The sequence below is a fragment of the Denitrobaculum tricleocarpae genome (assembly GCF_007004665.1).
GTDB lineage: Bacteria > Pseudomonadota > Alphaproteobacteria > Kiloniellales > Kiloniellaceae > Denitrobaculum > Denitrobaculum tricleocarpae.
On record NZ_ML660061.1, the window covers coordinates 105,738 to 118,801 of the forward strand.

At 59.5% G+C, this 13,064-nt stretch carries 12 protein-coding genes and 1 tRNA gene; 3 read left to right on the forward strand and 10 right to left on the reverse strand.

Annotated elements, in window-relative coordinates; all coding sequences use genetic code 11:
- Nucleotides 1–2 precede the first annotated feature (2 nt).
- Nucleotides 3–1,037, forward strand: coding sequence for an L-idonate 5-dehydrogenase (locus FKG95_RS24090; protein WP_142898999.1), 1,035 nt, complete (start codon nucleotides 3–5; stop codon nucleotides 1,035–1,037).
- A 116-nt stretch (nucleotides 1,038–1,153) separates the two neighbouring features.
- On the opposite strand, the gene FKG95_RS24095 is transcribed toward FKG95_RS24090, so the two are convergent.
- The 4 genes from FKG95_RS24095 to FKG95_RS24110 all read right to left on the reverse strand — a co-directional run bounded on the left by FKG95_RS24095 (nucleotide 1,154) and on the right by FKG95_RS24110 (nucleotide 5,391).
- Nucleotides 1,154–1,588, reverse strand: coding sequence for a GlcG/HbpS family heme-binding protein (locus FKG95_RS24095; RefSeq protein WP_179954258.1), 435 nt, complete (start codon nucleotides 1,586–1,588; stop codon nucleotides 1,154–1,156).
- Nucleotides 1,585–2,496, reverse strand: a complete 912-nt coding sequence (locus tag FKG95_RS24100; RefSeq protein WP_142899001.1) for an SMP-30/gluconolactonase/LRE family protein — start codon at nucleotides 2,494–2,496, stop codon at nucleotides 1,585–1,587. The genes FKG95_RS24095 and FKG95_RS24100 overlap by 4 nt, the downstream gene beginning before the upstream one ends.
- Before the next feature lie 34 nt (nucleotides 2,497–2,530).
- Nucleotides 2,531–3,598, reverse strand: a complete 1,068-nt coding sequence (locus FKG95_RS24105; protein ID WP_179954259.1) for a LacI family DNA-binding transcriptional regulator — start codon at nucleotides 3,596–3,598, stop codon at nucleotides 2,531–2,533.
- Between the two features lie 344 nt (nucleotides 3,599–3,942).
- A complete protein-coding gene (locus tag FKG95_RS24110; RefSeq protein ID WP_142899002.1) occupies nucleotides 3,943–5,391 on the reverse strand; it encodes a DUF3422 family protein in 1,449 nt (482 codons plus the stop codon).
- A 749-nt stretch (nucleotides 5,392–6,140) separates the two neighbouring features.
- Here FKG95_RS24110 and FKG95_RS29765 point away from each other — a divergent pair.
- A complete protein-coding gene (locus tag FKG95_RS29765; protein WP_179954260.1) occupies nucleotides 6,141–6,290 on the forward strand; it encodes a hypothetical protein in 150 nt (49 codons plus the stop codon).
- A gap of 160 nt (nucleotides 6,291–6,450) precedes the next feature.
- Here FKG95_RS29765 and FKG95_RS24115 read toward each other — a convergent pair whose 3' ends face one another.
- Complete coding sequence (locus FKG95_RS24115) at nucleotides 6,451–6,657, reverse strand: hypothetical protein (protein WP_142899003.1); 207 nt, start codon at nucleotides 6,655–6,657, stop codon at nucleotides 6,451–6,453.
- Between the two features lie 311 nt (nucleotides 6,658–6,968).
- On the opposite strand from FKG95_RS24115, the gene FKG95_RS24120 reads away from it, so the two are divergent.
- Nucleotides 6,969–7,045, forward strand: a tRNA-Met gene (locus FKG95_RS24120).
- A 244-nt stretch (nucleotides 7,046–7,289) separates the two neighbouring features.
- On the opposite strand, the gene FKG95_RS24125 is transcribed toward FKG95_RS24120, so the two are convergent.
- From FKG95_RS24125 to FKG95_RS24145, 5 genes are all read right to left on the reverse strand, one after another.
- Nucleotides 7,290–8,321 carry an ABC transporter ATP-binding protein gene (locus tag FKG95_RS24125; RefSeq protein ID WP_142899004.1) on the reverse strand — a complete coding sequence of 344 codons (1,032 nt, stop codon included), beginning with the start codon at nucleotides 8,319–8,321 and terminating at the stop codon, nucleotides 7,290–7,292.
- Nucleotides 8,318–9,310, reverse strand: coding sequence for an ABC transporter ATP-binding protein (locus tag FKG95_RS24130; protein WP_142899005.1), 993 nt, complete (start codon nucleotides 9,308–9,310; stop codon nucleotides 8,318–8,320). Before FKG95_RS24130 ends, FKG95_RS24125 begins: the two co-directional genes overlap by 4 nt.
- A complete protein-coding gene (locus FKG95_RS24135; RefSeq protein ID WP_142899006.1) occupies nucleotides 9,307–10,188 on the reverse strand; it encodes an ABC transporter permease in 882 nt (293 codons plus the stop codon). The genes FKG95_RS24130 and FKG95_RS24135 overlap by 4 nt, the downstream gene beginning before the upstream one ends.
- Complete coding sequence (locus tag FKG95_RS24140; RefSeq protein ID WP_142899007.1) at nucleotides 10,188–11,159, reverse strand: ABC transporter permease; 972 nt, start codon at nucleotides 11,157–11,159, stop codon at nucleotides 10,188–10,190. Before FKG95_RS24140 ends, FKG95_RS24135 begins: the two co-directional genes overlap by 1 nt.
- 142 nt (nucleotides 11,160–11,301) lie before the next feature.
- Nucleotides 11,302–12,903, reverse strand: coding sequence for an ABC transporter substrate-binding protein (locus tag FKG95_RS24145; protein WP_142899008.1), 1,602 nt, complete (start codon nucleotides 12,901–12,903; stop codon nucleotides 11,302–11,304).
- Nucleotides 12,904–13,064: the final 161 nt, after the last annotated feature.

The following is a 13,064-nucleotide window of genomic DNA, read 5'->3' on the forward strand; positions in this document are numbered from 1 at the left end:
TCATGCGTGCGGTTACGATACATGCGCCGAACGACCTGCGGGTTGACGATGTTGCCACCGGTGAGATCGGCGCCACGGACGTGAAGGTCCGCATCGGTGTCGGCGGTATCTGCGGATCGGATCTGCACTATTACCAGCACGGCGGCTTCGGCGCGGTGCGCATTCGCGAGCCGATGATCCTGGGTCACGAGATCTCCGGCACCGTGGACGCGATTGGCGCCGATGTTTCCGCTGTTGCGGTCGGCGATAAGATCGCGGTCAATCCCAGTGTGCCTTGCGGTGAATGCGGCTATTGCCTGGACGGGAAGCCCAATCACTGTCTCGACATGCGCTTCTACGGCAGCGCCATGCGCTTTCCCCATGTTCAGGGCGCTTTCCGGGAGATGCTGGTCGCCAAGGAATCGCAGTGTTTTCCAGTGCCGGCGAACGTCGATCTGACCACGGCTGCCTTTGCGGAACCGCTCTCGGTGTGCCTGCATGCGGTGAAACGCGCCGGGTCGGTCATCGGAAAGAAGGTCCTGGTGACCGGGACCGGGCCCATTGGGGCGCTGGCCGTGGCGGCCGTGCGCCGGGCAGGGGCCAAGGATATCGTTGCGACCGACGTGATGGACGAACCGCTGGCCGCCGCGAAGAAAGTCGGTGCCGACGAGGTTATCAACGTGGCCAAGAATCCGGAGCGTCTGGAGTCCTACGCGGCAAACAAAGGCACCTTCGACATCCAGATCGAGGCCAGCGGCAACGACCGGGCAATCGTGGCCGGGCTTGGCGCTCTAAAACCCCGCGGTATCCTGGTGCAGCTCGGTGTTGGCGGCGATGTCAGCCTGCCGCTGGGGCTCATCGTCTCCAAGGAAATCGACATTCGCGGCACCTTCCGCTTTCACGAGGAGTTCGCCTGGGCGGTCGACTTTCTGTCACGCGGCCTGATTGATGCCTCGCCCTTGCTGACCGATGTGATTTCCATCGATAACGCGCAACAGGCCTTTGATCTCGCTGGTGACCGCTCGAAGGCGATGAAGGTGCAGCTATCGTTTGACTAGAGCGCGTCATGTTTTAACGGAAACACTCTGTGTTTTCGCTAAAACATGTGAACCCGCTCTAGCGGATCTTACACCTCAGCGGCAGTGGCCCACGCCGGTCTGACACAGGTTCTACGTCAGATATCCAGATCTGCGCCGATTGCTTCGAGTGCGGCCTCAGCGACCGCGCGGTCCTGATCGCCACTGCCTGAACCCACGCCGATGCCGCCAAGGGGTTCGCCCTCGTAACGGATCGGCAGGCCACCGGGCAGGGGCGTCATGCCGCCTTCCGTCGCGGCTCCAAGCGCCAGTCCAATCGTCATGTCGAGGTTGCCGGTCGCTGCGTTCGTGGAGGCCGCCGTTCGGGCTTTTGCGGTTGCGCTGCGCAGGCTGAGGAACTTGGCTCCGTCCATGCGCAGAGAAGCCATCACCTCGCCGCTGCGGTCCACGATTGCGATGCACTGGGGAACCTGCAGCTGAGCTGCGTGATCAGCCGCCGCGGCGAGCATGGCGAGTGCGCCACGATGCGTCAGCATCCGGGAGGACACCACATAGGGTTCGTTTTCGCTCATGGCTGCTGAACTCCGCGGGTGTTAAGAGTGATCGAATAAAGCGACGAGGAGGCGACAATGAAAAGCCGGTTTTTCTCCGGGCCGCCGAAGGTGCAGTTGGCAATCTTTTCCGGCACCAGGATCTTGCCGATGCGATCGCCGGCCGCGGTATAGACCTGTATGGAGTCCTCCGAACTGGTATAGAGATTGCCATGGGTGTCGAGGCGGAAGCCGTCCGCCAGTCCCGGATCGACCACCGCGAAGACCCGGCCGTTTGCGAGTGACTTGCCGTTGATCACATCGAAAACCCGGATGTGGTGCGCGCCCTCCGGATCGTGCGACGCCCCGGTGTCCGAGATGTAAAGCAGGCTCTCGTCCGGTGAGAAGGCGAGACCGTTGGGCTTGTCGAAGTCGTCGGCGACCACGCTCAAGTCTTCCTTCGCCGGATCGAAGCGATAGACGTAATTCGCGCCGATTTCGCTCTCGGCCTGATAGCCTTCCTCGTTGCTCATGATGCCGTAGGGCGGATCGGTGAACCAGATCGTGCCGTCCGACTTCACCACCACGTCGTTGGGCGAGTTGAGCTTCTTGCCTTGATAGTTGTCGACGACGCAGACAACGCTGCCGTCGGGTTCGGTCCGGCTGATCCGCCGACCGCCGTGTTCGCAGCTGACCAGGCGTCCTTCCCGGTCGCGGGTGTGACCGTTGGTAAAGTTCGAGGGTTCGCGGTACACGCTCATACCCTCGACCTGAGACCACCTGAGCATGCGATTGTTGGGGATGTCGCTCCAGAGAATATAATCGCCCTCGGAGAAGTAAACCGGGCCTTCGCTCCAGACCGCGCCGGTGCAATGGCGTTCAAGGCGCGAGTCCGGCAACAGCAGATCCTTCATCCTTGGGTCGAGGATCTCAATGTTCTCCCAGGACATGTCTTCTCCTTTTCTGGTTTCAGAGAACGCCGGTTTACGTGCTTTCCCTGGCGACGACTTTGAAGTCGATCTTTTGTGTGGCGGCTTGGATCTCAGCGCCCGAGCGGATTTTGTCGAGGGTCGAAAGCAGCAGCTCGCCTGCCTGTTTACCGATATCGTAACTGTTCACCGTGACCGTTGTGATGGAGGGCCAGCAGCATCGCGAAACCTCGAAATCTCCAAAGCCCGCAACCGCGATCCGGCCAGGCACCGCCCAGCCCCGCCGATGGCACTCCATAATCGCGCCGAAAGCCGAGAGATCGGACACGCAGATCACTGCGTCGACTTCGGGCCACTGCCCGATCATCTGCACGATGGCCTGTCCGCCCTGTTCCATGGAGATCGGGGGCGTGCCGAAGGTGATGACATGGCCTTCGCCCAGGCCCAGCTCGACCATGGCGGCCTCGTAACCTGCGCGCCGGTCGGCCCCGCGGGTATCGCGCTTGCTGGACCCGCCGATAAAACCGATGTTGCGATAGCCGCGCGCGGTGAGGTCGCGCACCATCGCGCCGGTTGCTTCCGCATTCGAGAAGCCGACAACCTGATCGATCGGGTTGTCAGGCAGATCCCAGGTTTCAATGATCGGGATCGCGGCGGATTCGAGCAGATGCCGGGCGCGCGGCGTGTGAAAGCCCCCGGTGAGGATCATGCCCTCGGGGCGCCGGCGTAACATGGCCGCAACCAGTTCTTCCTCGCGGGCCGCGGAGTAATCGGTGTAGCCGAGCAGCAATTGAAGCCCGCGTTTCGACAGTGCATCGGTCAGGCCGCAGGCGGTGTCGGAAAAGTTCGAATTGTTGATGGTGGGGACCAGGGCGGTCACGAAGCCCGAGCGCTTGGAGGAGAGGCCGCCCGCGCTCAAATCCGGCACATAGCCAATCTCCTCAATGACCTCGAGTATCCGTTCGCGGGTTTTCGCGGAAACTGAGGCACCGTCTTTAAGCGCGCGCGAAACGGTCATAGCTGAGAAGCCCGAGAGGCGGGCGACGTCGGCCATGGTGGGACGCGAAATGATCGAGCGTTGTAATCTGGAGCTGCTGTCTTGCTCCACCACGTCGTCGGCCATTGCTCGTTCCGTTTCGTCGTCGGTTTCACCAGTTGCGGCCAGGTGCCGATTCCTTGGGCGAGAGGTGACCTGCCAGGTCCAGAAAGGACAAACCCGGTCTAACTTCCGGGTGCGGGGATGAACGTTGTGCAGTCCATGATCCGGCAGTCAAGTATCGGCTTCCGCATTATGTTACCGGTAACAAATGTCGCAGCCGCGATCAAGCAGATGCATCGTGGCGTTTTATTGCTTTCCTCAATCCGGCGTCACCAGAGCGGTGTCTTGCCTTTGGATGACCACTCAGAAGCCCAGATCAAGTTTAGGTGGAACCTCCGAAGGCGATTTATCGTAATTGTGAGTCCGGTCTAGGATTTCTTGCCGCTGTCGTGTGCCGACTTTCGAATGCGCCTGACCATCAGCCAGATCGAGAGAATAATGAAGGGCGCCGCCACGGTTGTAATCACCGCTGGATCGATTGGCATGAAGGCTTTGGGGATGCCTTTCAGCAGCCAGGAGAGAATGCCGATACAGTAGTAACTTACCGCCGCAACCGAGAGCCCCTCCACTGTCTGCTGTAGCCGCAACTGCAGTTGCGACCGGCGATCCATGGAGGCAAGCAGATCCTGATTCTGTCGTTCCAGTTCGACGTCGACTCTTGTTCTCAGGAGCGAGGACGCACGGGCGATCCGCTCGGAGGTCGAATTCTGGCGATCCAAAATCGCCTGGAAACTCCGGATCGCCGGACCAAGCCGGCGTTCGATAAAGCTCGAGATCCGCTGATAACCCTCGATTCTCTCCTCGCGCAATTCCCCGAGACGCGATGTGACGATAGAGTAATAGGCCTTGGCCGCACTGAAGCGGAAGTTGGTCTCGGCGCCGACTGTTTCGGCGCGGGCGGCCAGAGCGGTCAGCTCGGAGAGGAGGCGGGCCTGGTCTTCCGGACCGTCGCTCCCCTCGCTGCCGATCTCCTGGATCAACCTGCGCAATTCGCCGTCAATGTGGCCGATATCCTGGCCTGCTGATTTTGCCAACGGCCAGGTGATAAGCGCCAGAGTGCGGTAGGTTTCAATGTCGATCAGACGCTGAATCACGCGTCCCAGCCGATTGACATTGCCGGACGTGTCCTGCACCAGAAATCGCGAATAACCGTCTGCGTGAAAACGAAAGTCGGTCATGATTTTCGTTTTCCCGCCATTGGCTGTCACCGCGACAATGCGGGTGTCCGTCAGCAGGTCTGTCTCGCCCGTCGCGGACCAGCGCGGATTTTGCGGTGTATCCACGTAGAAGCGGAGTGCGACAACCGGTTTGCCGCTTTGCTTAATGGCGGGCGTTTGAATCGGGTTGCCGGGTGACTCCGCGTCCTGCCGCGCCGGTGCGGCCGCATGGCTGCCGGTGATGAGGTCAATGTTGATGACCCTGCCGAACACACTGTCCTCGCCGCCGGGTGGATTTCTGCGGACGGCGGTGTAAGAGCAGAACTCCGTGTGACGTTCCCATTTGAAGATGACGCTGTCGTTCTCGAGAACCAGCTGCTGTTCGGCCTCGTCGCCCAGTGTTTTGCCAAGTTGTTGCGCGACTCGGCGGACATTTTCCCAATCCTTTTGCGCATCAAGCTCCCCGGACAGGAAGACCAGGTGTTCGCAGATGCAGGGCGATGCCGCCGGCAGGGCCGGCCGGGCGTTGGTCTCGGCCATGACTTCGTGGCGCAAAGGATGGATCGCGGTCCCCCCGCCGGGCAGCGTGGTTTGGTTTTCCAGGGTTTGCCCGGTCGAAGACGATGGACTCTCGTCGGCCCCATATTCTTGTTTACGCATACGCCATACCCAGATTTCCCCCAGAGTCAGCTGAAAGAGGCTAACCCGCTCTGTTCGATCGCCACAAACAGGACGAGATGTTCTTCAAGCTCTAAGTCCTCGGCATTTTGCAGTTTTCGTCCGGTGAATAACATCTAAATCAGCGGGACGTTTCGTCACGCGGATATGAGCACGGCCGTGGGGTCAAGATCCGGCTTGAGGCTAATTCACTTCCGTGACGGGTCCGCCCTTCAGGCCGCCTCGGAATCCCTTGAGGCGAATAATACTCCTCCGGTCAGCGACTCCTCTTCGAGAGACGCCGGGGTAGCAATACCTCAAGGGCAAAACAACCCCGGGGGTGTTCATGAAATTTTCCGGCGACTTGGGGGCCTAACCAACCAGGTAAAACAACCGCCATGAGGCACGATTCGCGGTTGTTTTCCAAGTGCCGTTCCAGACCTTTGTGCAAATCTCAATGCGACGGATTCGAAAAAAAAGTGTGTTCCGGCGCGGGGTGAACTGTCGGGCGCGCACTGAAAAACCAATGACGCATTGCGCGAGTATCGCTTTGTAATTCCAGCATAAATAGAGGTATTCTGGCTGTTTCTTAAGCATAGAACTCTTTGATTTGAAGACGTTTTCTTTTGTCCACCTGGTTGATTTTTTTTCAAACGAGATATTTAAAATTTGAATAAGAACGTGTTACGCTTGTTTCAATCAGAGATTCGCCAACGATAAATAGATAGCGGATCCGTTTGAGGGAATTGAGGATGGACAAGATGGATCATCAGGATCTCCGCAACTATGCGGGATCGGGTGAAAACGGCAAATGGCCGGCGCTGCGCTCGACGGCATTTATCCTGCTTATAAGTGTAGTGATCTGGTTGGCCTTCGTAATGGCCATCGCCAATCTGAGCTGACGAGATCAGGATTGCGTCAAGCCGGCGGGACTATTCGCCGGTTGTTTATTCAGCTTTCCGCTGCGGGCGTGTTTTGCATGATGAGCGGGGAGAAAGCTGCGCGACGTGAGTGCGCTGAAACCGACGCTCTGTCGCGGTATAACCCCCCCCCCAGCCTGGTTTAGCTGCGTTCCATGCTCGCGAGCATCTGGCGGAGGACTTCGCAGGTAAATTCCTTGTCCTGCAGCGTTCCAAATCCCCGAACGTCGTAGCCGCCGCTTCCGTCGTCTTTCAACCCGATTGCGATCAGATGCTCGGCACCGAATTCCTGCATCTCACGCACCAGATCGTCGAATTTCGCCGTGGCGGCGGAAGGCTTACTGTTCATTCCAGAGGTCCCTGTACCAATTAACGCCCGATAGCTAACATGGCCTTCCCGATAATCCAATGGCGCAAATGTCCGCTTTGCGCCTTTGGCGGAACGATGGGCGCCGCGACCTGTGAATTCGACCGAGCGGGATAGAGGCGCTTATGCATATCTGGCCGGGCCAGTGGGCATTTGCGGCAATTCCGTCAAAACCCGGTTGCCTGTCGGGCGGTGTGGCATTCCGTGAGGTCACAAAACTCTCTGAAGACCCTTGACAGAGGGGCATCCGACGCCCTATACGCCTGCCTCTGACGACATCATCCGATGTTTGTGGCGGAGTAGCTCAGCTGGTTAGAGCAGCGGAATCATAATCCGCGTGTCGGGGGTTCAAGTCCCTCCTCCGCTACCATTATTTTCCTCTTAAAATCAATTGATTAGGCCATAGGTTCTCGGTCGGGTCGACCGATTTCCGCTTTGGCGCGGTTTCCGCGAAAAACTCCTGAAATCCGCGGTTTCCTGACGTGCCGCGAACAGAAAGCAGTACGGCGTTGGTGAGGGAGTGCCGAACCTGATGCCATCGAGCGATTGCGGGGCGACTTCCCGTCGGCTCCTACGACACGGCTTTCGCCCCGGTGCGGCTCACGTGCCCGGGTTTAGGTGTCGAAGCCTTTGAAATCACGCGACCCCTGCTCGACCAGGCTCTCCGAAAAATGACAGGCCGCGAAGCGCCGTTCCTGAACTTCGCGCAGTTCCGGCGCTTCCCTGCGGCAACGCTCTTGCACAAACGCGCAGCGCGGGGAGAAATGGCAGCCGGGCGGCGGGGAGAGAGGAGACGGAATTTCGCCCTCAATGGGTTCGAAGTGGACAATAGCCTCGTCGTCGAGCGTCAACTTGGGGACCGAGGCCAATAAAGCTTTGGTGTAGGGATGGGCAGGCGTTTCAAAGAGCTGCGCGGTCTCGCCCTGCTCGACGACGCGTCCGAGATACATGACCGCCATGCGGTCGCTGACGTGCCGCACCACGGAAAGGTCGTGACTGATGAAAAGGCAGGTCAGATTCAGTTCGCGGCGCAGATGTAAAAAGAGATTGAGAATTTGGGCCTGGATCGAGACGTCGAGGGAGGCGACAGGCTCATCGCAGATCAGGAGATCGGGCTTCATCGCCAGGGCGCGGGCGATGGCGATACGCTGGCGCTGGCCGCCGGAGAACTGATGTGGGTAGCGGCCGGCGAAGGCGGGGTCCAGTCCAACGCGCGCAAACCATTCCGAGACATAGTCTCCGGCCTTCGCGCGTGAAACCAGGCCGTGGGCGACCGGCCCTTCGGCGACGGTTTCACCAACCTTCATCCTTGGGTCGAGCGAGGCGAAGGGATCCTGAAAGACCGTCTGTATTCGGGTTGTCGCCTTGTGTCCGTTCAGCAGGACCGGCTTGCCCTCCAGCGCGACTGTGCCGGAACTGGGCGGCAGAATACCGGCGGCGACCCGGCCCAGCGTAGACTTACCGCAACCGGACTCCCCAACCAGGCCCAGTGTCTCCCCCTTGGCCAGTTCGAGTGTTACCGCATTGACCGCCTGAAGCGAACGGGTTTCGACATTTGCGCCAAGCTTCGCGGCGATCCGGTCACCCAAGGTGATTTCAGGTGCGAAAGCGCGCGAGACTTGGTCTATCCGAAAGAACGCTGTCATTGCTGGGCTCCGCGCACGTCTGTCCCGCGCCGGCCCAGAGGGTGATGACAACGCCACATACGCTCATCATCCCAGGTGATCTCCGGCATCTTTTCGCAGCTCGCTTCAGCGGAATCGCAGCGTGGCGCAAAAGGGCAACCCGGCGGCAACGAGAGAAACGACGGTGTCGTTCCGGGGATCTGCAGGAGGTCCTCGCCCGGCTTGGCGATGGCCGGAAGAGAAGTAATCAGGCCGCGGGTATAGGGATGACGCGGGTCGCGCAACACCGTTCCCGTAGCACCTTCTTCGACCACTTTACCCGCATACATGACCAGCAAACGTTTTGCCAGGCTTGAGACGGTGGCCAGGTCGTGGCTGATCCAGATCATCGCCGTGCCGGTTTCTGCCGCGAGACTGCGCATTTCATGCAGGATCTGAGCCTGGATGGAGACGTCAAGCGCGGTGGTGGGTTCGTCGGCGACGATCACGGCCGGATCGTGCAGCAGGGCAATGGCTATGGCGACACGCTGACGCATACCGCCCGAAAACTCATGGGGATAGGCTTTGATCCGTGCCGCGGGATCAGGGATGCCAACGCGCTGCAGCACTTCGATACAGCGTGTCTCGGCGGCTTTCGTGGTCATGTTCTGGTGGGCTTCGAGCGCCATCATCATCTGTTTGCGGATGGTCAGAAGCGGGTTCAGGGTCGCGATCGGATCCTGAAAGATCATCGCAATCTCTTTTCCCCTCCGGGCGCGCAGTTCGCTCTCCGGAAGGCCCACCAAGTCAGTGCCGTTCAGCTGTATAGATCCTCCAGTGATACGGCCTGGCGGATCGACCAGACCCAGCAGGGAAAACCCGGTTACGCTCTTGCCGGAGCCCGACTCACCGACCAGTCCCAGAATCTCGCCCCGCTTCAAGGTGAAGCTGACGCCATCGACGGCACGGATCACACCTGCCCGGGTGTTGAATTCCGTGCGCAGATCCCGCACCTCCAGGACAACGGTCATTTGCGGAGCCTCGGATTGAACTGATCACGGATCTGATCGCCGACCATGTTGATGGCGACGATCAGAATAATCAGGGCAATGCCGGGATAGACGGATATCCAATAGCGGCCGCTCATCATGTAGGGGAAGCCGTTGGAGATCAGCATTCCGAGGCTTGGTTCGGTGACCGGCAGACCCAAGCCGAGAAAACTCAGGGTGGCTTCCAGGGAAATCGCGTTGGCAATCTGGACCGTCGCCACCACGATCAGCGGCGGCAGGCAGTTCGGCAGCAAATGACGGAAAGCGACCTGCCGGCCCGAGAGGGGCGTCGCCAGAGCCGCTTCGATGTAGTCCTTGCGTCTTTCGCCTTTGGCTGCCCCGTACGCGGTTCGTGCGAAATAGGCGTACTGCGCCGCCACGAGTGCGGTGATGAGTTGTCCCTTGCCTTGGCCCAGGAGAGCGACCAGGACCAGCGCCAGGAGGATGGCGGGAAATGACAGCTGAAGATCGACGATCCGCATCAGGACCGTTTCAAGACGTCCGCCCACATAGGCCGCGGCAATCCCGACGGTCGTGCCGAGTGCCAGGGCGACAACGCCCGCCGCCAGCCCGATCAGGATAGAAATGCGCAGACCGTATAGGATGGCCGAGAGCAAATCGCGTCCCTGTGGGTCGGTCCCGAGCAGGTGGCTATAGCCACCCGAGCCGACAAACCCGGGCGGCCGGCGTGCATCGAGCAGCGACAGGTTTTCCAGGTCGTAAGGATCTTGCGGCACGACGTAAGGTGCGAAGAAAGCGAGAAGCGCCATGACGACAACGACGACAAGTGCCACAACCGCGAAGCGGTTTTCCTGAAATTCCACCCAGAAGCGGCGGAGAGGAGACTGCTGCCCGGTCACTATGCGCCTCTCGCACGGATGCGTGGGTCGATCAGAGCAAAGACCAGGTCCACAGTGAGATTGATCAGAACGAAAAGCAGCGCCGTCAGTATCAGATAGGCCACCATTACCGGCCGATCGAGCACCGTGATGCTGTCGATGATGAGTTTACCGACCCCCGGCCAGGAAAAAATCGTTTCGGTCACGACGGCAAAGGCCAGCGTCGACCCCAGCTCCAGGCCGAAGACCGTAATGATCGGGATCGAAATCAGCTTGAGAAGATGTTGCGTCAGGATCTGACGCTCTGGAATTCCGGCGGCGCGGGCGAATTTGATCGTGTCGGTCAGCATGATCTCCCGCGTTCCCGCCCGGGCAAGACGGATCATCATCGCCAGCTTGAAAAAAGCGAGATTCAGGGCCGGCAGGAAGATGTGGGAGAGGCCGTCAGGGGTGAGGAAACTCCAGTCCACTCCCAGGAAGCTCACCACCTCGCCCCGGCCGCCGGCCGGCAGCCATCCCAGGTTGACGGCAAAAATCAGAATGAGAATCAGACCCACCCAGAAACTGGGCACTGAAAACCCCAGCACCGAAACCGCCATAATCCCGCGCGCGATCAAGCTCTCCGGCCGATAGCCCGCGTAGACGCCCAGACCGACCCCGAGCAGGGTCGCCGTGACGACCGAGATCAGCACCAGTTCCAGGGTCGCGGGGAGACGTCCTGCAATCAGCTCCAACACAGGCACGTTGTAAATGAAGGAGCGTCCGAAGTCGCCCTGCAGGAGGTTTGTGACGAAAATGAAGTACTGTTCCCAAAGCGGCAGGTCGAGGCCGAAGCGCTTGATGGTGGCTTCACGGATTTCCTGGGTCGCCTCGGGCGGGATAATGATTTCGATCGGATTGCCGATGGCATAGACGCCAACGAAGACGACCGCCGACATGACGGCCATGACGACCGCCGCCTGAAGTAGGCGTTGAATCACAAAACCCAGCATTCAATCTGTTACCCGCCCAATACCTACTTGGCACATTACCCGCTCAGAGGAGGGGCGAGCCGGAGAAGAGACCTCCAGCCCGCCCGTCTCAGTTCTTCGCGCCGTCTCTGTTCTTCGCGCCGTCTCTGTTCTTAGCGCCGTCTCAGTTCTTGGCCTTAATGAAGAATGCCAGAGTATCTTCATCGAAGCGGGGTGCAAAGATCACGCTGTTGGCCTTTGCAGCCCAGACAGTCTGCAGCTGCACGACCGGGATGTACACGCGATCGGCCATGGTCGCGATCATGGCTTGCTCGTAGAGCTTGCGGCGGGCGTCAGGATCGAGGGTCGTCGCGCCTTCCTGCATCAGGCGGTCAACCTCGTCATTCTTGTACGCGACGCGGTTGAAGGCACCCATTTTGACTTCCGGGTCATTGGAATGCGCCAAGGATCCAAGGGTGTAGGAGGCCTCACCCGTGAGCGTTCCCCAGCCGTTCATGAAGACTGAATACTCCAGGCGGGATTGCGCGGGAAAGTAAACGGTTTTCGAAATGGCATTGACGTTGGTCTTGATGCCGATCTGGCTGAACATCTGGCCCAGCCCCTGACAGATCGCGCCGTCGCCCGGGAGCCGGTCAGAGGTGCAGTAGAGATCGAACTCAAATCCATCAGGATAGCCCGCCTCTGCGAGCAGTGCGCGGGCCTGAGCAGAATCATGTTTGCGCGCCGGAATCTCTTCGCTGGAGCCGAAGAAGCCCGGTGGCATCATCTGATTGGCCGGTTTGCCGAGGCCTTCGAGGACGATACTCACCATGGCGTCGCGGTCGATGGCCAGATCGATCGCCTCGCGCACCAGCGGGTCGCGGAGCGGGTTCTTGTCGAGCTTGGAACCGTCCTTGGCGCGAACCAGCGGCGTGTCCTCGCGCTGATCGAGCTGCAGGTTCATGATGTAAACACTGTCACCAATGACCGCCTCGACGCTGGAATCCCGCTGCAGGGCCAGATAATCGATCGAGGACACGTAATTGATGACGTCGACCTGGCCGGATTTCAGGGCCGCCAGACGTGAACTGTCGTTCGGCATTTCCTTGCGGATGACCCTGGCCCAGGGACCTTTTCCGCGCCAGTAGTCGTCAAAGCGTTCGAGAACCAGATCGCCTTTCGGCTCCCAGCTGACCAGCTTGTAGGGCCCGGTGCCGACTGCCGCGGGACCGCCGTTGAAGCCTTCCGCGGCCGTTTCCGGCGTGGAATAATCCTTGGCCGCGTCTGAACTTACGACAAAGAGGCGCACGAAGTCGTAGGGCAGGGTGGCCGCCGGACCGTTGGTTTTGATGTGAAGCGTGTAGGGATCGACAATTTCGACTCCTGCGACACGGCGGACGTAGATCGTCGTTGTGGTCGGCCCGCTGACGACCGGGATGCGCTCGATCGAAAACTTGACGTCCTCTGCATCGAAGTCGGAGCCGTCGTGGAACTTGACCCCTTCGCGGAGTTTGAACTCCCAGGTCGTCTCGTCGAGGGCTTTCCAGGATGTCGCCAGGCCAGGTTCAATCTGTAGATCGTCGCCCGACCAGACGAGCGTGTCATAGATGTGCTTCGCCGCTTCGGCATGACTGCCCAGCGCCGAGAAGTGCGGATCCAGAGACTCCGGGCCGCCGCGCACACCCATGGTGAGTGTCTGGGCCTGTGCCGAGGCAAGAAAGGACCCGGCTGCAAAGGTTAAACCCAGTGCCAATGCCGCGGATGCAAATAGTCGTTTCGTTTTCATGGTTCCCCCTGTTACGGAATGTGGAAACATTATTTTTAATTCCATATGGAACTTGTAATCCTGACGATGTTCAGGAATAGTCCGTCTGTCAAGTTCTATATGGAACTAATGAAACTCTAAAAAAAGCAATCGGGCGCAATGTCAATTCAGTCTCCACCGCC

Bases quoted from the DNA above. Each gene is read 5' to 3' on its own strand.
- FKG95_RS24090 (WP_142898999.1), top strand. From the start codon at position 3: ATGCGTGCGGTTACGATACATGCGCCGAACGACCTGCGGGTTGACGAT.
- FKG95_RS24095 (WP_179954258.1), bottom strand. From the start codon at position 1,588: ATGAGCGAAAACGAACCCTATGTGGTGTCCTCCCGGATGCTGACGCAT.
- FKG95_RS24100 (WP_142899001.1), bottom strand. From the start codon at position 2,496: ATGTCCTGGGAGAACATTGAGATCCTCGACCCAAGGATGAAGGATCTG.
- FKG95_RS24105 (WP_179954259.1), bottom strand. From the start codon at position 3,598: ATGGCCGACGACGTGGTGGAGCAAGACAGCAGCTCCAGATTACAACGC.
- FKG95_RS24110 (WP_142899002.1), bottom strand. From the start codon at position 5,391: ATGCGTAAACAAGAATATGGGGCCGACGAGAGTCCATCGTCTTCGACC.
- FKG95_RS29765 (WP_179954260.1), top strand. From the start codon at position 6,141: ATGGACAAGATGGATCATCAGGATCTCCGCAACTATGCGGGATCGGGT.
- FKG95_RS24115 (WP_142899003.1), bottom strand. From the start codon at position 6,657: ATGAACAGTAAGCCTTCCGCCGCCACGGCGAAATTCGACGATCTGGTG.
- FKG95_RS24125 (WP_142899004.1), bottom strand. From the start codon at position 8,321: ATGACAGCGTTCTTTCGGATAGACCAAGTCTCGCGCGCTTTCGCACCT.
- FKG95_RS24130 (WP_142899005.1), bottom strand. From the start codon at position 9,310: ATGACCGTTGTCCTGGAGGTGCGGGATCTGCGCACGGAATTCAACACC.
- FKG95_RS24140 (WP_142899007.1), bottom strand. From the start codon at position 11,159: ATGCTGGGTTTTGTGATTCAACGCCTACTTCAGGCGGCGGTCGTCATG.
- FKG95_RS24145 (WP_142899008.1), bottom strand. From the start codon at position 12,903: ATGAAAACGAAACGACTATTTGCATCCGCGGCATTGGCACTGGGTTTA.